The organism is Streptomyces sp. NPDC014882 (assembly GCF_043081325.1).
GTDB lineage: Bacteria > Actinomycetota > Actinomycetes > Streptomycetales > Streptomycetaceae > Streptomyces.
In genome coordinates, this window is sequence record NZ_JBIBWL010000020.1 from 47600 (window position 1) to 70560 (window position 22961).

18 protein-coding genes and 1 tRNA gene are annotated in these 22961 nt (G+C 73.0%); all 19 read left to right on the forward strand.

Translation table 11 applies throughout. The features are described 5' to 3' along the window. Positions 1-16: 16 nt before the first annotated feature. Entirely contained in the window at positions 17-1057 is a 1041-nt protein-coding gene (locus tag ACF09K_RS31895) for a substrate-binding domain-containing protein (RefSeq protein ID WP_392248806.1), read from the forward strand. 79 nt (positions 1058-1136) lie between these two features. Then, a complete protein-coding gene (locus ACF09K_RS31900) occupies positions 1137-2435 on the forward strand; it encodes a Gfo/Idh/MocA family protein (RefSeq protein WP_392248807.1) in 1299 nt (432 codons plus the stop codon). Between the two features lie 13 nt (positions 2436-2448). After that, a complete protein-coding gene (locus ACF09K_RS31905) occupies positions 2449-3447 on the forward strand; it encodes a sugar phosphate isomerase/epimerase family protein (RefSeq protein WP_392248808.1) in 999 nt (332 codons plus the stop codon). Between the two features lie 346 nt (positions 3448-3793). Beyond that, positions 3794-7519 (forward strand): ThuA domain-containing protein, encoded by a 3726-nt coding sequence (locus ACF09K_RS31910; RefSeq protein ID WP_392248809.1) that lies wholly within the window; start codon positions 3794-3796, stop codon positions 7517-7519. A gap of 314 nt (positions 7520-7833) precedes the next feature. Further along, entirely contained in the window at positions 7834-8997 is a 1164-nt protein-coding gene (locus ACF09K_RS31915; protein ID WP_392248810.1) for an inositol-3-phosphate synthase, read from the forward strand. Next, positions 8994-10193: an SCO3242 family prenyltransferase gene (locus ACF09K_RS31920; RefSeq protein WP_392248811.1), complete on the forward strand. Its 1200-nt coding sequence runs from the start codon at positions 8994-8996 to the stop codon at positions 10191-10193. The genes ACF09K_RS31915 and ACF09K_RS31920 overlap by 4 nt, the downstream gene beginning before the upstream one ends. Positions 10194-10447: 254 nt before the next feature. Next, the gene (locus ACF09K_RS31925; RefSeq protein ID WP_392248880.1) at positions 10448-11374 is read left to right on the forward strand and encodes a sugar phosphate isomerase/epimerase family protein; all 927 of its coding nucleotides are present in this window, start codon (positions 10448-10450) and stop codon (positions 11372-11374) included. Continuing rightward, entirely contained in the window at positions 11371-12111 is a 741-nt protein-coding gene (locus tag ACF09K_RS31930) for an EboA domain-containing protein (protein ID WP_392248812.1), read from the forward strand. The genes ACF09K_RS31925 and ACF09K_RS31930 overlap by 4 nt, the downstream gene beginning before the upstream one ends. Beyond that, positions 12111-13001, forward strand: coding sequence for a TatD family hydrolase (locus tag ACF09K_RS31935; RefSeq protein WP_392248813.1), 891 nt, complete (start codon positions 12111-12113; stop codon positions 12999-13001). The genes ACF09K_RS31930 and ACF09K_RS31935 overlap by 1 nt, the downstream gene beginning before the upstream one ends. Positions 13002-13004: 3 nt before the next feature. Then, positions 13005-14174, forward strand: coding sequence for a metabolite traffic protein EboE (gene eboE, locus ACF09K_RS31940; RefSeq protein WP_392248814.1), 1170 nt, complete (start codon positions 13005-13007; stop codon positions 14172-14174). Continuing rightward, positions 14171-15550 carry an alkaline phosphatase family protein gene (locus ACF09K_RS31945; RefSeq protein ID WP_392248815.1) on the forward strand — a complete coding sequence of 460 codons (1380 nt, stop codon included), beginning with the start codon at positions 14171-14173 and terminating at the stop codon, positions 15548-15550. The genes eboE and ACF09K_RS31945 overlap by 4 nt, the downstream gene beginning before the upstream one ends. A 60-nt stretch (positions 15551-15610) precedes the next feature. Then, complete coding sequence (locus ACF09K_RS31950; protein ID WP_392248816.1) at positions 15611-16714, forward strand: sugar phosphate isomerase/epimerase family protein; 1104 nt, start codon at positions 15611-15613, stop codon at positions 16712-16714. A 371-nt stretch (positions 16715-17085) separates the two neighbouring features. Next, a tRNA-Leu gene (locus tag ACF09K_RS31955) sits at positions 17086-17170 on the forward strand. Between the two features lie 441 nt (positions 17171-17611). Next, positions 17612-18790 carry an ATP-binding protein gene (locus ACF09K_RS31960; protein ID WP_392248817.1) on the forward strand — a complete coding sequence of 393 codons (1179 nt, stop codon included), beginning with the start codon at positions 17612-17614 and terminating at the stop codon, positions 18788-18790. After that, complete coding sequence (locus tag ACF09K_RS31965; RefSeq protein WP_392248818.1) at positions 18787-19188, forward strand: roadblock/LC7 domain-containing protein; 402 nt, start codon at positions 18787-18789, stop codon at positions 19186-19188. Before ACF09K_RS31960 ends, ACF09K_RS31965 begins: the two co-directional genes overlap by 4 nt. Beyond that, positions 19185-19562 (forward strand): DUF742 domain-containing protein, encoded by a 378-nt coding sequence (locus ACF09K_RS31970; protein WP_392248819.1) that lies wholly within the window; start codon positions 19185-19187, stop codon positions 19560-19562. The genes ACF09K_RS31965 and ACF09K_RS31970 overlap by 4 nt, the downstream gene beginning before the upstream one ends. Further along, positions 19537-20130 carry an ATP/GTP-binding protein gene (locus tag ACF09K_RS31975; protein ID WP_392248820.1) on the forward strand — a complete coding sequence of 198 codons (594 nt, stop codon included), beginning with the start codon at positions 19537-19539 and terminating at the stop codon, positions 20128-20130. Before ACF09K_RS31970 ends, ACF09K_RS31975 begins: the two co-directional genes overlap by 26 nt. Positions 20131-20138: 8 nt before the next feature. Beyond that, entirely contained in the window at positions 20139-21479 is a 1341-nt protein-coding gene (locus ACF09K_RS31980) for a cytochrome P450 (RefSeq protein WP_392248821.1), read from the forward strand. 222 nt (positions 21480-21701) lie between these two features. Next, on the forward strand, positions 21702-22874 hold the full coding sequence (locus ACF09K_RS31985) for a tryptophan dimethylallyltransferase family protein (protein WP_392248822.1): 1173 nt from the start codon (positions 21702-21704) through the stop codon (positions 22872-22874). The last annotated feature ends 87 nt before the right edge of the window (positions 22875-22961 follow it).

The window sequence follows — 22961 nt, forward strand, 5'->3', positions numbered from 1 at the left end:
GAAGGGGTTCACCGCCATGCCAGAGTTCACCAGCCGCAGAGGACTCCTCTTCGGAGCGGCCGCCGTGTCCGCCGGCGCCCTCGTCACCGGCTGCACCAGCAACGAGTCCGGCGACGACGGGCCCGCCGCGAACGACCGGCCGGCCGCCGACGACAAGCCCGGCAAGCAGGTCACCATCGGCTTCGCCGGACCGCAGGCCGACCACGGCTGGCTCAACGCCATCAACGACAACGCCGAGAAGCGGGCGGAGAAGTACTCCGACGTCACCCTGGAGATCACCGAGGGCTCCAACGACACCGCCCAGCAGATCGGCCAGATCGAGACCCTCATCAACAAGAAGGTCGACGTCCTGGTGATCCTGCCCGCCGACGGCAAGGCCCTCACCCAGGTCGGGCTGAAGGCGATGCGCGCCGGCATCCCCGTCGTCAACCTCGACCGGATCTTCAACACCCCCCAGGCGTACCGCTGCTGGGTCGGCGGCGACAACTACGGCATGGGCCTCAACGCCGGCCACTACATCGGCGAGAAGCTCAAGGACAAGCCGGACGCCAAGGTCGTCGAGCTCGCCGGACTGGACAACCTGGAACTGACCAAGCAGCGCACCCAGGGCTTCGACGACGCGCTGAAGAACTACCCCAACATCCGGAAGGTGGCCCGCCAGGCCGCCGAGTTCACCGTCGAGTCCGGCCAGGCCAGGACGGCCCAGCTGCTCCAGGCCCAGTCGCGGATCGACGCGCTGTGGAACCACGACGACGACCAGGGCGTGGGCGCGCTGCGCGCCATCGAACAGGCCGGACGCGACGAGTTCCTGATGGTGGGCGGCGCGGGCGCGCTCGCCGCCTTCCAGGCCATCAAGGCCGACGACGGAGTCCTGAAGGCCACCGTCCTGTACCCGCCGACGATGGCCGCCTCCGCGATCGACCTGGCCCGCGCCCTCGGCCAGGGCAAGGGGGTCGGCGGCCTCGCGGAGTTCGAGATCCCCTCGTCGGTGACCTGCTACTCGGCCGTCGTCGACAAGGAGAACGTGGACCGGTACATGTCCACCGGCTTCCGGTGAGGAGCCCCGCCCCACGGGCCTGACCAGCCCACGGGCGGGGCCCGTCCCCGCCCGCCACGACGACGAGGAGGACATCCGAATGGCACAGCCGCAAGCGTCCGACGGGGCCCGTGAGGGGAAGCCGCCGCTGCGCATCGGCATGGTCGGCTACGCCTTCATGGGCGCCGCCCACTCCCAGGGCTGGCGCACCGCGGGCCGCGTCTTCGACCTGCCGCTGCGTCCCGAGACGGCCGTGCTCTGCGGCCGGGACGCCGACGCCGTGCGCGCGGCGGCCGACCGGCACGGTTGGGCGCGGACCGAGACGGACTGGCGCGCCCTCGTCGAACGGGACGACGTCGACCTCGTCGACATCTGCACTCCCGGCGACAGCCACGCCGAGATCGCGCTCGCCGCGCTCGCCGCGGGCAAGCACGTGCTGTGCGAGAAGCCCCTCGCCAACACCGTCGCGGAGGCCGAGGCGATGACCCGGGCGGCAGAGGAGGCCGCGGCCCGGGGACAGCTGGCGATGGTCGGCTTCAACTACCGTCGCGTCCCCGCCACCGCGCTGGCCCGGCGCATGGTCGCCGAGGGCCGGCTCGGCCGCCTGCGGCACGTCCGGGCGTCGTACCTCCAGGACTGGCTCAACGACCCGCGGTTCCCGCTGACCTGGCGGCTGCTGCGGGAACGGGCGGGATCCGGCTCCCTCGGCGACCTCGGCGCGCACATCGTCGACCTGGCGCAGTACCTGGCCGGCGAGCGGCTGGCGGGCGTCTCCGCGCTCACCGAGACGTTCGTACGGCGGCGGCCGCTGCCCGGCGGGCCGACCGAGGGCCTGACCGCCGGGGGCGACACCACCACCGGTACCGAGACCGGTACCGGTGGTGGTACCGGCACCGCAACCGGTACCGGCCCCGGCCCCGGCCCTGGTCCCGGTTCCGCCACCGGTACCGGGACGGTCACCGTCGACGACGCCGCCGTGTTCACCGGCCGCTTCGCCTCCGGCGCCCTCGCCTCCTTCGAGGCGACCCGCTACGCCACCGGCCGCAAGAACGCCCTGCGCCTCGAACTCAACGGCGAACGCGGCTCGTTGGCCTTCGACCTGGAGCGGCTCAACGAGTTGTGGTTCCACGACGCCACCGAGCCCGGCAGCCACGCCGGCTTCCGCCGCATCCTCGTCACCGAGCCCGACCACCCCTACCTGGAGGGCTGGTGGCCGCCGGGCCACGGCCTCGGCTACGAGCACACCTTCGTCCACCAGGCCCGCGACCTCGTCCACGCGATCGCCGAGGGCGGCGGACCACAGCCCTCCTTCGCCGACGGCCTCCAGGTCCAGCGCGTCCTCGCGGCGGTCGAGGAGAGCGCCGAGAAGAACTCCGTCTACACGCCGATCGCCGACTGAGGGGACTTCCAGCATGCCGCGCAGGTTCACACTCTTCACCGGCCAGTGGGCGGACCTCCCCCTGGAGGAGGTCTGCCGGCTGGCCCGCGACTTCGGCTACGACGGCCTCGAACTCGCCTGCTGGGGCGACCACTTCGAGGTGGACAAGGCGCTCACCGACCCCTCGTACATCGCCGGGCGCCACCAGCTCCTGGAGAAGTACGGCCTGAAGTGCTGGGCGATCTCCCACCACCTGGTGGGGCAGGCGGTGTGCGACGCCATCATCGACGAACGCCACCGGGCGATCCTGCCCGCCCGGATCTGGGGCGACGGCGAACCCGAGGGCGTCCGGCAGCGGGCCGCCGCCGAGATCGCCGACACCGCCCGTGCGGCGGCCGCGTTCGGCGTCGACACCGTCGTCGGTTTCACCGGCTCCGCCATCTGGCACCTGGTGGCCATGTTCCCGCCCGCCCCCGAGGCCATGATCGAGCGCGGCTACGAGGACTTCGCCGAGCGCTGGAACCCGATCCTCGACGTCTTCGACGCCGAGGGCGTGCGGTTCGCCCACGAGGTCCACCCGGGCGAGATCGCCTACGACTACTGGACGACCGTGCGCGCGCTCGACGCGGTCGGCCGCCGGCCGGCCTTCGGCCTCAACTTCGACCCCAGCCACTTCGTGTGGCAGGACCTCGACCCGGTCGGTTTCCTGTGGGACTTCCGCGACCGCGTCTACCACGTGGACTGCAAGGAGGCCCGCAGACGCCTCGACGGCCGCAACGGCCGCCTCGGCTCCCACCTGCCCTGGGGCGACCCGCGCCGCGGCTGGGACTTCGTCTCCGCCGGCCACGGCGACGTCCCCTGGGAGGACGTCTTCCGGATGCTGCGCTCGATCGACTACCGCGGTCCGGTCTCCGTGGAGTGGGAGGACGCCGGCATGGACCGGCTCCAGGGCGCCCCCGAGGCGCTGAGGCACCTCAAGGCCTACGACTTCGAACCGCCCAGCGCGTCCTTCGACGCCGCGTTCAACAGCTGAGCCGCACCCGACGGCAGGCCGGGCACGGGGACCGGCACATCCGCCGGTCCCCGGACCCGACCCGCCCGGATCCCGCCCTGTCCTGAGCCGGGGAGAACCCCGGCCGGAGCCGGCCCCGGGGGTCTTCGCTCCGGAAGGCCCCCGGAAGGCCTCCGGAAGACCTCCGGAAGAACGCGGTCGCCGTCCCCGAAGTGCTCAGGACACCCACGCCTCCGGGGTGACGGCGCACCCCGGCGTCCGCACGCACCGCACGCACTGCACGCACTGCACGCACTGCACGCACCGCACGCACTGCACCTCCTCGCACCTGTTCCGTACGGCCCCATCCCGTTCCCGGAGGGACTTCGTGCACAGAAGCAGACTCACATCCACCCCCACCACGAGGCGTCGTCCAGGACTTCGCACCGGTCTCGCCCTGGTCACCGGCCTGCTGCTGGCCGTGGGCGCCCCGGCGACCGTCGCCGGCGCCCACCCCGGCCACCCGGAGCACGACGAACCGGCACTCGCCGAAGGGCAGTTCCAGCAGGTGCCGCTCGCCAAGGGCGAGCCCGAGACGGGCGAGCCGATGTCGCTCGCCGTGCTCCCGGACCGCAGCGTCCTGCACACCTCGCGCGACGGCACGCTGCGCCTCACCGACCAGGGCGGCGTCACCAAGGTCGCCGGCAAGCTCGACGTCTACAGCCACGACGAGGAGGGCCTCCAGGGCGTCGGCATCGACCCGGACTTCGAGAACAACCGGGCGATCTACCTCTACTACGCCCCGCCCCTCGACACCCCGGCGGGCGACGCCCCGGAGACCGGCACCGCCGAGGACTTCGAGAAGTTCGACGGCGTCAACCGCCTCTCCCGGTTCGTCCTCAACCCCAACGGCACCCTGGACCGGGCCAGCGAGAAGAAGGTCCTGGACGTCGCGGCCTCCCGCGGCACCTGCTGCCACGTCGGCGGCGACATCGCCTTCGACGCCGAGGGCAACCTCTACCTGTCCACCGGCGACGACACCAACCCCTTCTCCTCCGACGGCTTCACGCCGATCGACGAGCGGGCGAACCGCAACCCGGCCTTCGACGCCCGCCGCAGCGCCGGCAACACCGACGACCTGCGGGGCAAGATCCTCCGCATCAAGGTCGCCGAGGACGGCTCGTACACCGTCCCGGAGGGCAACCTCTTCGCCCCCGGCACCGAGAAGACCCGCCCCGAGATCTACGCGATGGGCTTCCGCAATCCGTTCCGGATGAACATCGACAAGAAGACCGGCGTCATCTACGTGGGCGACTACGGCCCCGACGCCGGCGCCGCCGACCCGAACCGGGGCCCGGCGGGACAGGTCGAGTTCGCCAAGGTCACCAAGCCCGCCAACTTCGGCTGGCCGTTCTGCACCGGGAACAACGACGCCTACGTCGACTACGACTTCGCCACCGGGGAGTCCGGCGAGAAGTTCGACTGCGCCGCGCCGAAGAACACCTCGCGCCACAACACCGGCCTCGTCGACCTGCCGCCCGCGCAGGCCGCCTGGATCCCCTACGACGGCGGCTCCGTACCCGAGTTCGGCAGCGGCTCCGAGTCCCCGATGGGCGGCCCGGTCTACCGCTACGACCCCGGCCTCGACTCCTCGGTGAAGTTCCCCGAGGCGTACGACGGCGACTTCTTCGCCGGCGAGTTCGGCCGCCGCTGGATCAAGCGGATCGAGCAGACCGAAGACGGACCCGACGGCACGGTCGCGAAGATCAACGACTTCCCGTGGACCGGCACCCAGATCATGGACATGGAGTTCGGCCCCGACGGCGCGCTCTACGTCCTCGACTACGGCCTGTCCTGGTTCCAGGGCGACAAGGACTCCGCGCTGTACCGGATCGAGAACGCCGAGGACGGCTTCTCCCCGATCGCCGAGGCCGACGCGGACAGGACGTCCGGCGCGGCCGGGCTGAGGGTGAAGTTCACCGGCAGCGCCAAGGACGCCGACTCCCCGGACCTCACCTACGGCTGGGACTTCGGCGACGGCACCACGGGCGAGGGCCTCACCCCCACCCACAAGTACAAGAAGGCCGGCACCTACACCGCGACCTTCACCGCGAAGGACCCCGAGGGCAACACCGGCAACGCCAGCGTCCGGATCGTCGTCGGCAACACCGAGCCCACGGTGAAGATCACCGTGCCGGGCAACGGCAGCCTGGCGGCCTTCGGCGAGCCCGTGCCGTTCAAGGTGACCGTCACCGACCCCGAGGAGACCGTCGACTGCTCCAGGGTCAAGGTCGCCTACAGCCTCGGCCACGACTCGCACGCCCACGAGCTGACCAGCGAGACGGGCTGTGAGGGCACCCTGAAGCCGCCCGCCGGCGATGGCGGTCACGACCCCAACGCCAACATCTACGGCGTCGTCGGCGCCGGCTACACCGACGGCGGGGCGAACGGCCAGGAGGCGCTGACCGGCACCGCCCGCACCGTGCTCCAGCCGCTGCACCGCCAGGCCGAGCACTTCGGCGCCCAGCAGGGCGTGTCGGTGATCGACAAGACCGGCGCCAACGGCGGCAGGACCGTCGGCGACATCGACGACGGCGACTGGATCTCCTTCAGCCCCTACAGGCTCGACGGGCAGAAGAAGATGACCGTACGGGCCTCCTCCGGCGGCGCGGGCGGCTTCGTCGAGCTGCGCACCGGCTCGCCCACCGGCACGCTGCACGGCTCGGCGTACATCCCGCCGACCGGCAGCTGGGAGACGTTCCAGGACGTCGACGTGCCCCTGCGGTCGCTGCCGAAGAAGACCACGGAGATCTACCTGGTCTTCCGGGGCGGCGAGGGCGCGCTGTACGACGTGGACGACTTCGAGTTCTCCGAGGAGCCGTTCACGGCCGGCAAGAAGGTCCTGGTGTTCTCCAAAACCGCGGGCTTCCGCCACGACTCCATCCCGGAGGGCGTCGCCGCGCTGAAGGAACTGGGCGCCCCGGCCGGCATCTCGGTCACGGCGACCGAGGAGGCCCGGCAGTTCACCACCGCCAACCTCGCCAAGTACGACGCGGTGGCCTTCCTGTCCACCACCGGTGACGTCCTGAACGCCGAGCAGCAGAAGGCGTTCGAGGACTACGTCAGGAACGGCGGCGGCTACCTGGGCGTCCACGCCGCCGCCGACACCGAGTACGACTGGGAGTTCTACGGCGGCCTCGTCGGCGCCTATTTCGACTCGCACCCGGCGATCCAGAAGGCCACCGTGCGCGTCCACGACCACGACCACCCGGCCACCGCGCACCTGGGCGACACCTGGGAGCGCACCGACGAGTGGTACAACTACCGCACCAACCCGCGCGAGCAGGCCAAGGTCCTCGCCACCCTCGACGAGACGACCTACAGCGGCGGCACCATGAAGGGCGACCACCCGATCGCCTGGTGCCAGAGCTACGGCGGCGGCCGGTCCTTCTACACCGGCGGCGGCCACACCAAGGAGTCGTACGCCGACGAGGCCTTCCGGGCCCACCTGCTCGGCGGCCTCCGGTACGCCACCGGCCAGGTGAAGGCGGACTGCAAGCCGGACAAGGGCTACCGGCAGATCTTCAACGGACAGACCCTGGACGGCTGGAAGCAGGCCGGCCCCGGGAAGTTCGTCGTCGAGGACGGCACCCTGGAGTCCGAGGGCGGCATGGGACTGCTCTGGTACCAGGCCAAGGAGCTGAAGTCGTACTCGCTCACGCTCGACTGGAAGATGCGGGGCGACGACAACTCCGGGATCTTCGTGGGCTTCCCGGCCTCCGACGACCCCTGGTCCGCGGTGGACAAGGGCTACGAGATCCAGATCGACGCCACGGACGCGGCCGACCGCACCACAGGATCCGTCTACTCGTTCAAGTCGGCGAACATCAAGGCCCGTGACCGGGTCCTGCGCCCGCCCGGCCAGTGGAACTCCTACGAGATCAAGGTCCAGGGCGAACGCCTCCAGGTGTTCCTCAACGGAGTCAAGATCAACGACTTCACCAACAAGGACCCCGAGCGGAGCCTGACCGACGGCTACATCGGCCTGCAGAACCACGGCGCAGGCGACCGGGTCTCCTTCCGCGACATCCAGCTGAAGGAACTGCCCTCCTAGGGTCTTTCGTTCGGATCAGGCCGGATCAGGGAGCGGGACCTGGTGCCGTTCGTCGCAAGGCGGAGGAGGGCGCCATGGCGGAGCCATGGCAACCGACGACAACGCGGCGAGGGACGGTGCCAGGCCCCGCGAGCCCGGCATGATCCAAACGAGAGGCCCCAGGGCGAACCGCCCCCTGACGAGGGGGCGACCGGAACGGCGGCGGGCGGAGGACGCCGGACCTCCGCCCGCCGTCCCGCCGGGCCCCGCGCCCGGCCCCCGCTCGTCCCCCTCCGGCGCTCGCACCGGGTTCGCGTACGACAAGGAGGCTGCCCATGTCCGCCGAACCGTCCCTCCCCACACCCGTCCCGGCCCCCCGCTTCGGCGTCTGGTTCATCGGCGCGCGCGGATCCGTCGCCACGACCGCGATCGCGGGCTGCGCCGCCGTCGCCGCCGGACTCCACCCGCCGACCGGCATGGTCACCGAGACCCCCGGCTTCACCTCCTGCGGTCTGCCGCCGTTGTCGTCCCTCGTCTTCGGCGGTCACGACACCGTCGACTGCCCGCTGCCCAAGCGTGCCGAGCACCTCGCCGACGGCGGCGTCCTGCCGCACGGCCTGCCGTCCGCGGTGCACGCCGAACTCGTCGCCGCCGACCGGGAGATCAGGCCCGGCGGCCCGCCGAGCGGTGACACCGGCCGCACCCGGGACCAGTGGATCGACGTGTTCGCGGCCGACATCCGCGACTTCGTGCGCCGCCGGGACCTCGCGGGCGCCGTCGTCGTCAACGTCGCCTCCACCGAGCCGGCCCCCACCGACGACACCCTGCCGCCCAGCTCCCTCTACGCGGCGGCCGCCCTGCGCGCCGGCTGCCCCTACGTCAACTTCACCCCCTCCACGGGCCTGCACCACCCGGCGCTGGCGCCGCTCGCCGCCTCCTCGGGCCTGCCGCACGCCGGCCGCGACGGCAAGACCGGGCAGACACTGCTGCGGTCCGTCCTCGGGCCGATGTTCGCCCAGCGCGCCCTCGCCGTGCGGGCCTGGTCCGGCACCAACCTCCTGGGCGGTGGCGACGGAGCCGCCTTGGCCGACCCGGCGGCCGCCGCGGCCAAGAACGCCGGCAAGGAACGCGTCCTCGCCGACACCCTCGGCACCACCCCCGAGGGCGAGGTCCATATCGACGACGTGCCCGCCCTCGGCGACTGGAAGACCGCCTGGGACCACATCGCCTTCGACGGTTTCCTCGGCGCCCGCATGGTCCTCCAGACCACCTGGCAGGGCTGCGACTCGGCCCTCGCGGCCCCGCTCGTCCTGGACCTGGCCCGGCTGACCGCCCGCGCCCGGCAGAAGGGCCTGACCGGCCCCCTGGGCGAACTGGGCTTCTACTTCAAGGACCCGGTCGGCGACGGCCCCGCGTCCCTGGCCGAGCAGTACACGGAGCTGAGGCGCTTCGCCGAGCGGCTGCGGGACGGCGCCGACGACCGCGAGGCCCGGCGATGAGCCGCACGACCGCCTCGACGAAGGCCACCCCCGCGCCGACGGCACCGACCTCGCCGACGGCACCGACCGGGCTGACCGGGCCGACGGTGGCAGCCGGCCCGGTCCGGGCAGGCAGGTGGGCCGGACCGCTGCGGCTGCCCGTGCTGTTCGCCGTCGCCGGGTCCGCCCTGGTGGGAGCGGCGACGGGCGCGGCGGCGGGCGGGACGGTTCCCGGGGACGGCGTCGCGTCCCGCCCCCCGCGCCCGCACGCGGGCCGCACGGGCGCCTGGGCCGAACTGCTCCGGCTGCCCGCCCTCTTCACCGTGCCCGGCGACGCCCTGGCCGGCGCGGCGGCGGCCGGTGCGCGCCCCGGGCCGCGGACCCTGCTCGCGATCGGCTCCTCCGTGTGCCTGTACGAGGCCGGCATGGCCCTGAACGACTGGGCGGACCGCGCCGAGGACGCCGTGGAGCGCCCGCACCGCCCGCTGCCGTCCGGCCGCGTCCGCCCGGCCGCCGCCCTCACCGCCGCCGGCGCCCTCACCGGCGCCGGGCTGGCGCTCGCCGCCGGCGCGGGACGGCCCGCCCTCGCGGTGGCCGCGTCCCTGGCGGCGACCGTCTGGGCCTACGACCTCGCCCTGAAGCACACGCCCGCCGGTCCCGCGGCCATGGCCGCCGCCCGCGGACTCGACCTGCTCCTGGGCGCCGCGGCCACCGGCGGCGGCACCCGCGCCGCACTGCCCTCCGCCGCGCTGCTCGGCAGCCACACCCTCGCGGTCACGGCCGTGTCCCGCCGGGAGACCACCGGCGGCTCGGCCCTGGCCCCACTGGCGGCCCTCGCGACGACGGGGGCGCTGACCCTGCTGGTCACCCACCGCCGCACCCGACCCCCGGCAGGCCGACGGGCAGCAGCCGCCCCCGGCCTGCCGGGCCCCGGCCCGGCCGAGGCCACGCCCCGGGCCACCGGCGTCCTCGCCACCGCCCTGGGCGCCGCCTACGCCGCCACGGCCGCCCGGCCCTACGTCCACGCCACGCTCAACCCCTCACCCCCGCTCGTCCAGCGCGCCGTCGGCGGCGGCATCCGCGCCACGATCCCGCTCCAGGCCGCACTCGCCGCCCGTTCCGGCGCGACCGCCACGTCCCTCCTGGTCGCGGCCCTGGCCCCGGCCGGCCGGATGTTCGCGAGGAGGGCCGGCATGAGGAAGGTGAGCATCACATGAGCCGGAACCCGAACCGGGGCGCGAACCAGGACGTCACCGGGGAGGCCCGTGCCCCGGCCCCGGCCCCGGAGTCGAGCCGTGTCCCGGTCCCGGAGTCGAGCCGTGTCCCGGTCCCGGTCCCGGAGTCGAGCCGGGATGCGGGCGGCCGCGCGGCCCGGCACGTGAGCCGGGTGGCGGGCGGTGACGGTCACGGCCCGGGCGAGGACATCGCCCGGGACCCGAGCCGAGCCGCACGCGCGGACGGGGCCCGGGACGTGAACCGGCGCGCCGGCCACCCCCTCCGCTTCGGCTACGGCACCAACGGCCTCACCGACCTGCGCCTCGACGACGCCCTCGCCCTCCTCGCCGACCTCGGCTACGACGGCGTGGGCCTCACCCTCGACCACATGCACCTCGACCCGCTCGCCCCGGACCTCGCCGCCCGCACCCGCCGGGTGGCGCGCCGGCTGGACGGGCTCGGGCTCGGCGTGACCGTGGAGACCGGCGCCCGCTACGTGCTCGACCCCCGCCGCAAGCACGGCCCCTCGCTGCTGGACACCGACCCGGACGACCGCGCCCGCCGCGTCGACCTCCTCCTGCGGGCGGTCCGCGTCGCCGCCGACCTGGGCGCGCACGCCGTGCACTGCTTCAGCGGCACCGTCCCCGCCGGCACCGACGAGGACACCGCCTGGAAGCGCCTCGCCGAGACCCTCACCCCCGTCCTGGACGCCGCCGCCGGCGCCGGCGTCCCCCTCGCCGTCGAACCCGAACCCGGCCACCTCCTCGCCACCCTCGCCGACTTCCACCACCTGCGCCGCACGCTCGGCGACCCCGAGCCCCTCGGCCTCACCCTGGACCTCGGCCACTGCCAGTGCCTCGAGCCGCTCCCGCCCGCCGACTGCGTACGCGAGGCCGCCCCCTGGCTGCGCCACGTCCAGATCGAGGACATGCGCCGAGGCGTCCACGAACACCTCCCCCTCGGCGACGGCGAGATCGACTTCCCGCCCGTCCTCGCGGCCCTCGCCGCCACCGGCTACCAGGGCCTGACGGTCGTCGAACTGCCCCGCCACTCCCACGCCGGCCCCCACTTCGCCGCCCGTTCCCTCCCGTTCCTCCGCCACGCCGCCCCTTCCGCCCCCTCCGTCCCCGTTCCACCGCACGGCGATCCCTCCGCCACCCCCGAAGGGAGCACAACCCCATGACCCACCCGCCTGCCGCACCGGCCACCCCCGAGGCAGACACCACCGGCGGACCGGCGGCCCCCGGCGACGGCACCACCCCCGCCCTCACCCCGCCCGCCGAACTGCGCCGCCGCCTCGACGACCGGCTGGGCGGAGCCGCCCGCGCCTGGCTCGACCAGGCCCTGGACGAGGCCGCCGCCCACCCCGGCGCCCACGGGCCCCTCTCCGTGTGGGAGCTGCGCCTGGCCGAGGCCGGCCGCCGCTGCGGCCCCGCCCACGCCGACGCCGCCCGCGTCCTCATCCTGCACGCGGCCCACGCCGACGCCGACGCGCTGAGCAGGGTCTACCTCCAGGGCACCGCCGACGAACGCCGCGCCGTCCTGCACGCCCTGCCGCACCTCGTGCCCGACGGCCCCGCCGCCCTCCCGCTCGTCGAGGACGCCCTGCGCACCAACGACACCCGGCTCGTCGCCGCCGCCCTCGGCCCCTACGCCGCACGGCACCTCGACGCCCACACCTGGCGGCACGCGGTCCTGAAGTGCCTGTTCACCGGCATCGGCCTCGACCACGTGGCGGACCTGGACCGGCGCGCCCGGGGCGACGGCGAACTCGCCCGCATGCTCGGCGACCACGCCGCGGAACGCACCGCCGCCGGCCGCCCCGTCCCCGAGGACCTGCACCGCGTCCTGGCCCTGACCGAGTCCGCCCCCGCCACCCCGCCGCACGGCACGGACGACCCCCACGGCAAGGAGTCCTGATGCGCATCTTCGACCCCCACATCCACATGACGTCGCGCACCACCGACGACTACGAGGCCATGTACGCCGCGGGCGTCCGCGCCGTCGTCGAGCCCGCCTTCTGGCTCGGCCAGCCCCGCACCTCCCCGGCCTCCTTCCTCGACTACTTCGACTCCCTGCTCGGCTGGGAGCCCTTCCGGGCCGCCCAGTACGGCATCGCCCACCACTGCACCCTCGCCCTCAACCCGAAAGAGGCCAACGACCCGCGCTGCACGCCCGTCCTCGACGCGCTGCCCCGGTACCTCGTCAAGGACGGCGTGGTGGCCGTCGGCGAGATCGGCTACGACTCCATGACCCCCGCCGAGGACACCGCGCTCGCCGCCCAGCTCCAGCTCGCCGCCGACCACGGACTGCCCGCGCTGGTGCACACCCCGCACCGCGACAAGCTCGCGGGACTGCGCCGCACCCTGGACGTCGTCAAGGAGTCCGCGCTGCCCGTCGACCGGGTCCTGGTCGACCACCTCAACGAGACCACCGTCGAGGAGGCCAAGGACAGCGGCGCCTGGCTCGGCTTCTCCGTCTATCCGGACACCAAGATGGACGAGGAACGGATGGTCGCGATCCTGCGCGCCCACGGCCCCGAGCGGGTCCTGGTGAACTCCGCCGCCGACTGGGGGAGGAGCGACCCCCTCAAGACCCGCAAGGTCGCCGACCTGATGCTCGCCGAGGGCTTCACCGAGGACGACGTCGACCTGGTCCTGTGGCGCAACCCCGTCGCCTTCTACGGGCTCAGCGGCCGCCTGAGCCTCGACGTCGACGCCACCGGCGCCACCCACGAGGGCAACTCCGTCCTGCGCGGCGCACCGAAGGACGGGCCCCGGCCGGCCGGCGCCCCCGCCGCGGAGGCGTGAGCCGTGCGCTTCCGCCACCCCGACGGCACCACCGTCCACCTCGCCTACTGCACCAACGTGCACCCCGCCGAAACCCTGGACGGCGTCCTCGCCCAGCTCCGCGACCACTGCGAACCGGTCCGCCGCCGCCTCGGCCGGGACCGGCTCGGCATCGGCCTGTGGCTCGCCAAGGACGCCGCGCACGCCCTCGTCACCGACCCCGCCGCCCTGCGCGGACTGCGCCGCGCACTCGACCGGCGCGGCCTGGAGGTCGTCACCCTCAACGGCTTCCCCTACGAGGGCTTCGGCGCCGAAGAGGTCAAGTACCGGGTCTACAGACCCGACTGGGCCGACCCCGAACGTCTGGAACACACCACCTCCCTGGCCCGCGTCCTCGCCGGACTCCTCCCCGACGACGTCACCGACGGCAGCATCTCCACCCTGCCACTGGCCTGGCGCACCGCCCACGACGAGCAGCGGGCGAAGACCGCCCGCACCGCCCTGCGCACCCTCGCCGAACGCCTCGACGCCCTCGAAGAGCTGACCGGCCGCTCCATCCGGGTCGCCCTGGAACCGGAACCCGGCTGCGTCGTCGAGACCACCCGCGACGCCATCGCCCCGCTCACCGCGATCGCCCACGACCGCATCGGCGTCTGCGTCGACACCTGCCACCTCGCCACCTCCTTCGAGGACCCGCACACCGCCCTGGACGACCTCACCCGGGCCGGCGTGCCCGTGGTCAAGTCCCAGCTCTCCGCCGCCCTGCACGCCGAACAGCCCCACCTCCCCGAGGTCCGCGAAGCCCTGGCCGCCTTCGCCGAACCCCGCTTCCTGCACCAGACCCGCACCTCCACCCCCGCCGGCCTGCGCGGCACCGACGACCTCGACGAGGCCCTGGCCGGCCACGCCCTGCCCGACGCCGCTCCCTGGCGCTCCCACTTCCACGTCCCGCTGCACGCGGCCCCCGCCGCGCCCCTCACCTCCACGCTGCCCGTCCTGAAATCGGTCCTGACCCGGCTCGTCGGCGGCCCGCACCCCCTCACCCGCCACCTCGAGGTCGAGACCTACACCTGGCAGGCCCTCCCGCCCGGGCTGCGCCCCCGCGGCCGCGCCCAGCTCGCCGACGGCATCGCCGCCGAACTCGCCCTGGCCCGCGACCTGCTGACGGACCTCGGCCTGAAGGAGCTTCCATGACCGACCCCACCCCCCTCCTCGTCCTCGACGTCGTCGGTCTCACCCCCCGTCTCCTCGACCACATGCCCCACCTCAAGTCCCTGGCACAGAGGGGCTCCCTGGCCCCCCTCGGCACCGTCCTGCCCGCCGTCACCTGCGCCGCCCAGTCCACCTTCCTCACCGGCACCCTCCCGTCGGAACACGGCATCGTCGGCAACGGCTGGTACTTCCGCGAACTCGGCGACGTCCTGCTGTGGCGCCAGCACAACGGACTCGTCACCGGCGACAAACTGTGGGACGCCGCCCGCCGGGCCCACCCCGGCTACACGGTCGCCAACATCTGCTGGTGGTACGCCATGGGCGCCGACACCGACATCACCGTCACCCCCCGCCCCGTCTACTACGCCGACGGCCGCAAGGAACCCGACTGCTACACCCGGCCACCGGCCCTGCACGACGAACTCACCCGAGAACTCGGCACCTTCCCCCTCTTCCACTTCTGGGGCCCCGGCGCCGACCTCGTCTCCAGCCGCTGGATCATCGACGCCACCCGGCACGTCCTGCGCACCCGCCGGCCCGACCTGGCCCTGTGCTACCTCCCCCACCTCGACTACGACCTCCAGCGCTTCGGCCCCGACGACCCGCGCTCCCTGCGGGCGGCCGCCGACCTCGACACCGCCGTCGCCCCGCTGCTGGACGAGGCACGCGCGGAGGGCCGTACCGTCGTCGCGCTGTCCGAGTACGGCATCACCCCGGTGAGCCGGCCCGTCGACATCAACCGCGCCCTGCGCCGCGCCGGACTGCTGGAGGTGCACACCCAGGACGGCATGGAGTACCTCGACCCGACGGCGTCCCGTGCCTTCGCGGTCGCGGACCACCAGATCGCCCACGTCTACGTGCGCCGCCCCGAGGACCTGGACGCCACCCGGGCCGCCCTCACCGGCCTGCCCGGCATCGGCGAACTCCTCGGCGACGAGGGCAAGAAGGCACACCACCTGGACCATCCGCGCTCCGGCGAACTGGTCGCCGTCGCGGAGCCGGACTCCTGGTTCACGTACTACTACTGGCTCGACGACGCCCGCGCGCCCGACTTCGCACGGCTCGTCGAGATCCACCGCAAACCCGGCTACGACCCGGTCGAGCTGTTCATGGACCCGCTCGACCCCTACGTGAAGGTCAAGGCGGCCACCGCCCTGGCGCGCAAGAAGCTCGGCATGCGCTACCGCATGGCGGTCGTGCCCCTGGACCCGTCACCTATTCGGGGCAGCCACGGCCGCCTCCCCGCGAGCGACGACGACGGTCCGCTCCTCATCTGCTCCACCCCCCGAGCCGTCGGCGACCGGGTCGCGGCCACCGACGTGAAGTCCCTGCTGCTGCACCTGGCCGGTCTCTCCTGACCGGTCACAAGTGGAGCACTCACCACTGACAACGCCCTCCGACCACGAGGAGTTCCAGGCATGAGCCGCATCTCCCAGCCCGACCCCGAGCTCACCCACCGACTCACCAGGCGAGGCATGCTCGGCGTGGCCGCGGGCGCCGGCGCCGCGGCCCTGCTGGGTGCCGCCGCCCCCGCGACCGCCGCCCCCGCGACCGCCGCCCCCACGACCGCCGCCCCCACGACCGGGCCGACGGCCGCGACGACGCCCGCGACGGCCACCGGCACGACGACCGGCGGCCGCGGCCGGCCGGTCCTGCCCCCCGGCCGGCTCGGCATCCAGCTCTACAGCCTCCGCGACAAGGTCTCCACGCTAGGCTTCGCGCCCGTCTTCGCCGAACTGGAGAAGTACGGCTACGCCGAGGTGGAGTTCGCCGGATACACGCAGGGCTCCGCCGGCCCCCTCAGCCTGAAGCAGCTCAAGCGGCTGGCCCGCGACCACGGCCTGACGCCCGTGGGCAGCCACGTCGGCTACCACTCCGACGACCCGAACGCCTACACCTTCGCCCAGAACCTCACCAAGGTCCTCGACGACGCCCAGGCCCTCGGCCTCCCGCACATCGGCACCGCCTCCGGCCCGTTCCGCTACGGCTCCACCGTCGACGCGTGGAAGCGCGCGGCCGAGGAGTTCAACACCTACGGCGCGGCGGCCAGGGCCCGCGGCATGAAGTTCTACCAGCACAACCACTCCGAGGAGTTCTCCTTCGCCACCGACGACCCCACGGTCCGCCTCTACGACGTCCTGCTCGCCGAGACCGACCCCGACCTGGTGTTCCTCGAGATGGACGTCTTCTGGGCGTACTCGGGCCAGTTCCGCTTCTCCCGGCGGCCCGACGGCACGCCCGCACCGTTCGAGCCGCTCGACTACGTCCTCCGGCAGCCGCACCGCTACCCGCTCTTCCACGTCAAGGACGGGGTGAGCGACCCGGCGAACACCTACGGCTACCGGATGACCGACGTGGGCGACGGCGACATCGACTACCGGCGGTTCATCTCCGCCGTGAGCCGGCTGCGCGGCGAGCGGCTCGCCCACCACTGGCAGGCGGAGCACGACAACCCGGCCGACTCCCTCACCTTCGCCCGGCGTTCGAGCGAGCACCTGCACTCGCTGCGCGAGAGGTGCTGACGCCCCCGCGCGCCTGAGACGGCCCTCCCCGGCCGGACCGGACCGGGGAGGCGCTGTCGCGGCCGACGCCGCGGATCGACACCGAGGGCCGATGCCGATGCCGATGCCGATGCCGAGAGCCGGCGTCGCAGGTCGACGCCGCGGATCGACGTCGCGCGGGCCGACGCCGCGGGTCGCGGAGCGTCCCGTGGGAGCCCGTGACGCCCGCGGGCGCCGTGAGGGCCCGGGCACGCTCCGTGACGCGGTGGAGCGTGCGCCGCCCGGACGCCCCGCAGGCCCCCGGCCAGCGAATACTCGGGTGAGAGGCACTCCGAAAGCTTGGTATTGTTGTCCATGTCGTCGCGGGCAGCACCCGCAGCGGCAGACACCTGGTCCGGGTGGCGGAATGGCAGACGCGCTAGCTTGAGGTGCTAGTGCCCTTTATCGGGCGTGGGGGTTCAAGTCCCCCCTCGGACACGCATCACCCTCCTCGCCGAGCGCGTTCCCCTCGGTGAGGGGAAGGTCGCGGAGAGTGTCCGCGCAGAAGTCGCCCGCCTCCGGGATTCCCGGAGGCGGGTTTTCTCGTCTCCGGGCGCGCCCCTCTCGGGGAAAACGACCCAAGGGCTTGATTACCTCCCGAATGCCGCGGAAGCCCGTTTATCGGTTGTGTGTGCAGTGGCCTGTCTCCCGTTCACTGACGGTCCGTCAATGTTCATCCGGACCGCCCATGTTGGCGGTCTGTGACCGCTTCGCGTGGTGATACGATCACGGCGTTTGTAGAGCGGGCGGATGGGTGAAGGACGACATCCCCGACTACGGGGACAGTCCGGGCGGTGGTCTCGATGCGGGCGGTCCCGCCGGTCCACCCGCATTGACGGGAATTCAGCAACTGGCCGTCAGTCGCCTGAAGAGAGTCTTATGACTGATTACATACAGAACCCGGTACTCTGGGCTCTCCTCGTCGCCGTGCTCGTCGCCGTGGCCCTCATCGTTCGTCAGCGGAGGGCGGCGCGGGCCTTAAGGCAGGAGTTCGCAGATCTCAGGGCTCGGCACAGTGAGCTCGAGAACGGGTACGCGAAATCCGTCGAGGCGGCGCAGGAAAGAGCCGAAGAGGCAACGAAAACAGTCCTGAAGTCCGCCATGCGGACCCTCCAGGGCCTTGCCGCGGAACAGCAGTTGATCGTCTCCCGGCTCCAGACCAAGTACGGCGAGTCGGTCATCCTCCAGGACCTTCTGGAGATCGACCACACGAACTCCCAGTTCGGCCGTCGGGCCCAGTCCATCGCCGTCCTCTGCGACGGCTGGCTGGGACGTCAGCGCGAAGTGGCGTCGGTCTACGACGTGGTCCGCAGCGCCCAGGGCAGGATCCGCCACTACCGGCGGGTGGAAATCCTCTCGCAGGTCGATTTCGGCATCACCAGCCGCGCCGTGGAACCGGTCGCGCTGGCCCTCGCCGAAATGCTCGACAACGCGACCAGCTATTCGAGCCCGGACACCGTCGTCGAAATCAACATTCGCACCGTGCCCAAGGGCATTTGCATCGTCGTGGACGATGCCGGCGTCGGCATGAACGACGAGGAGCGGGCCCGCGCGGAGAAACTCCTCTCCAGCGACCGCGTCTCCGGCGTCTCCGGACTCGGCAACCCGCCGCAGTTCGGGTTCGCGGTGATCGGCGTCCTCGCCGAGCGGTTCGGCTTCGAGGTCTCGGTGGACTCCAGCTCGCCCTACGGCGGCGTCCGCGCGGTCCTGCTCCTGCCGCACGACCTGCTCACCAACGCACCGGAGCAGAAGGAACCGGCGCCGGTCGTTCCCGCCGTCGCCGTGGCCGCACCCACCCGCGGCGGCCCCGAGGTCGCGCCGGCCCCGAGCACCACCGCCGACGGCCTGCCCAAGCGGCGCCGCAAGCGGCCGATGGCCATCGTGCCCGGCAGCGCACCGGCCGCCGCGGCCCCCTCCCGCTCCGGCGCGGAGACGGCGGCGATCATGGGCGCCTTCCAGCGCGGTACCCAGTCCGGCCGGCGGGCCACCCCCGCGGACCCCGCGGAACAGGCCGGCAGCACACGTGGCGCAAGCAGCGAAGGGCATGAGTTCTCGTGAACGACGATCTGTCATGGATGCTTGACAGCGCCCTGGAGATACCCGGGGCCCTGCACGCCGTCCTGATATCCGCCGACGGCCTGCTGATGGCCCGGACGCAGGACTTCGGAAAGGACGACGCCGACCGGGTGGCCGCCGCCATGAGCGGCGTCCAGTCGCTCAGCCGCTCCCTGGCCTTCTTCTGCGAGGACGCCCAGCAGCGGTGGCGGCAGACACTGGTCGAGTTCGACGGCGGCTGGGTCTTCCTGATCTCCGCCGGAGAGGGCGCCTACCTCGGCGTCTCCGCCTCGCCCGAGGTCGACATGGCGGACATCACCTTCCGGATGCAGCAGCTCGTCGGCCAGCTCGGCAAGGCGCTGACGACACCGCCGCGCGAGAACCTCGGCGCGCGCTCATGACCGGTTTCGACGAACTGGAACCGCAGACACCGGAGTTAGTGCGTCCGTACGTCATCACCAAGGGCCGCGGACTGCCCGACGAGGAGCAGCTCTCCCTCATCACCCTGGTGACGGCGGCAGCCGACCACCAGCAGCGGCCGACCCGGCTGTCCCCGGAGGAGCAGAGCCTGCTCGAGCTGTGCTCGGCGGGCTACCTGTCGGTCGCCGAGATCGCCGGGCACACCCACCTGCCGCTCGGCGTGGTGAAGATCCTCCTCGCCGCCCTCACCGAGGGCGGCTACCTCATCACCCGCCCGCCCGTGCAGCGGGCACCCCTCGCCGACCGGGAGATCCTGGAGGAGGTGCTGAATGGTCTCAGGGCCAAGTTTGGATGAACAGGCGTACGTCCGTGAGGGCGCGTCGCAGACGGCGGTGAAGATCCTCGTCGTCGGCCACTTCGCGGTGGGCAAGACCACGTTCATCGGGGCGATCTCCGAGATCACCCCGCTGTCCACCGAGGAGACGATGACGCGGGCCGCCGAGTCCGTCGACGACCTCAAGGGGGTCCAGGGCAAGGTCACCACCACGGTCGCCATGGACTTCGGCCGCCTGACCATCAGCGACCGGGTCGTGCTCTACCTGTTCGGGACGCCCGGACAGCAGCGTTTCGTGCAGATGTGGGAGGACATGGCCCGCGGCGCCCTCGGCGCCCTCGTCCTCGTCGACCCCGAGCGGCTCGCGGACTCGTTCGCCGTGATCGACCTGATCGAGCAGTACGGGCTGGACTACGCCATCGCCGTCAACCACTTCGACGGCTCCCCCCTGCGGGACGAGACCGCCCTGCGTGACGCGCTGGACCTGCTCGACGACACCCCCGTCGTCACCTGCGACGCGCGGGACGAGCGGTCGTCGGCCGAAGCGCTCATCACCCTCGTCCGCCACCTGCAGGACCGTGCCCACTAGGAGCATCAATGGACCAACCCACCGCTCCCGTGCCCCCGCCCGGGTGCCCGGCGCACCACAGCGGCGCCCGAGTGCCGCTCCACGGCCCCGAGTTCGCCGCCGACCCGCAGGCCTACTACAGCTACCTGCGCCACTACGGGCCGACCGCCCCGGTCGAACTCGCCCCCGGAGTCGAGGCCACCCTCGTCACGGACTACGCCACCGCCCTGCAACTCCTGCAGGACTCAGGCTCGTTCCGCAAGGACGCGCGCCGCTGGCGGCACTTCAACGAGGGCAAGATCTCCCCCGACAGCCCGGTCGCGCCCGTCCTGGCCTACCGGCCCAACTGCATGTTCAGTGACGGCGCCGAGCACCTCAGGCTGCGCCAGGCCGTCACGGACAGCATGGCCCGCATCGACACGCGCAAGCTGAGCCACACCACCGAGCAGGTCTCCAACTACCTGATCTCACAGTTCGGTTCCCGTGGCTCGGCGGACCTGCTCGGGGACTACGCCAAGCAGCTCCCGCTGTTCGTGTTCAACGAACTCTTCGGCTGCCCGCCCGACATCGGCGACCGCGTCGTCTACGGCATCAGCGGCATGTTCGACGGTGTCAACGCCGAGCGCGCGATGGGCGTGCTGTTCGGCGCCGTGGGCGAACTCGTCACGCTCAAGCGCGTCAAGCCCGGCGACGACGTCACCTCCTGGCTCATGGAGCACCAGGCCGCCCTCACCGACGAGGAGATGGTCCACCAGCTGGCCCTCCTGCTCGTCGGGGGCAACGAGCCGCTGCGCAACCTGATCGGCAACACCCTGCACCGGCTGCTCACCCACGACGCGTACGCCAACCAGGGCGGTCTGATCGACGAGGCGATCGACGACACGCTGTGGGAGAACCCGCCCATGCAGAACCTCGCCCCGCACTACCCGGCCTCCGACATGGAGTTCGCCGGCCAGCGGTTCCAGGCCGGCGACCTGGTCCTGGTCAGCTTCGCCGCCGCCAACACCGGCCCCGCGCTGACGGCCGCCCGCCAGGCGGGCAGCAACCGCGCCCACCTGGCCTGGAGCGCCGGCCCGCACGCCTGCCCCTCCAAGGACCCCGCCCGGCAGATCACCGTCACGGCGCTGGAGAACCTCCTCAACCGGCTCCCCGACGTCGAACTCGCCGTCCCCGAGGAGAGCCTGACCTGGCGCCCCGGCCCCTTCAACCGCGGACTCACCGCGCTGCCCGCACGGTTCACCCCGGTGGCCGCGCGCAAGCCCGCCGCCCCGGCGCACACCGACGCCCCCGCACGCCCGCAGCAGCCCCAGCCGGGCGCCCGGTCCGAACGCGGGGTGTGGAGCCAGTTCCTCAACTGGCTGACGAGGTGATTCACACAACACCGACCAATTCTTCACCCTTGTATGACGGTTCAACCTCAGGGGTAGTGAGCCATGCGGTAATGCGCATGCCCCACCAGCCCGAGGAGTTGCTGTGGACCACATATCCACCAACACCGTTCCCCCTCAACACCCCGCGGTGTTGAGCCTCGAGATACCCGCCCTCACCGGCGGGTATCTTCATGTCGGCTCCGGCCCGTGGCGGGAGGGCCGGTGACCGCCGCCCGGCCCGGCGCGCCGAGACCCGCCGGCACGGACACGCTCGGCGGCCACACCGCCCGCCAACTGCTCGGCCTGTGCGAGGTCGTGGGGCTGTCCGCCCACGACGCCGGGGTCTACGCGCGTACCCTCACCGCCATGCTGGGTGCGGCCGCCGAACGGCCGCTGGACCTGCCGCCCCCGAACCCGACGTTCCTCTCCGACGACCACACCCCGGTGGAGTTCTCGCTCTCCTTCGTGCCCGGCGCGGCGCCCGCGCTCCGGGTGCTGCTGGAGCCGGGCTGCGCGGCCGGCGGCCCGGCGCGGAACGGGCCCGCGGGACTGCGGGCCGTCCGCGAGGCGGCGGCGCGCTGGGGCTTCGCCACCGACCGGCTCGACGAACTCGAGGACCTGTTCCTGCCGGCGTCGCCCGAGGGGCCGTTCGCCCTGTGGTGCGCGCTCGAACTGCGCCCCGGCGGCGTCCCCAAGGCCAAGGTCTACCTCAACCCCGCCGCCAACGGCCGCGGGCACGCCGCCGCCACGGTGCGCGAGGCACTGCGGCGGCTCGGCCACCACGACGCGTTCGCGGCACTGCCGCCGCACGACCGCCACCTGTTCTTCGCCCTGGACCTGGGCGACTGGGCGGAACCCCGGGTGAAGGTCTACCTCGCCCACCAGGACCTGTCGGCCGCGGAGGCCGGCGCGCTGTCCCGCACCGGCGGCCTTCCCCGCGCCGCGGAGGCCGAGCGGGCCGAGCAGAACGAGGAGTTCTTCCGCATCGCGGCGGGCCAGGACGGCGCGGACGGCGGCGGCCCGGAGACAGCCCTGGCCCCGGCGGTGCGACGCCCCGTGCAGTCCTGCCACGCCTTCACCGAGAGCGCCTCCGGCCTGCCCAGCGGCTTCACCCTCTACGTCCCGGTCCGGGACTACGCGCCGCACGACGGCGAGGCCCTCACCCGCGCCACCGCCCTGCTCGGCCGCTACGGGCAGGACCCCGCCCCGCTGTCGGCGGCCGTGTCCGCGCTCACCGACCGCGGCCCGGAGGAGGGGGTGGGACTCGTCGCCTACCTGGCGCTCGCCCACCAGCAGGGGCAGCCGCCCCGGGTCACGACGTACCTCTCCTCGGAGGCGTACGCGGTGCGCCCGCCCGTCGGCCTGCTGTCCGCCCAGCCCGCGGCCGTGCGGTAACGCCGGTAACAGCGGTGACGGAGGGACACCTCCTGGGGAGCCGTACGCCGATGACGTCGGACCGCTCCCCTCCCACCGCCGCGCCCC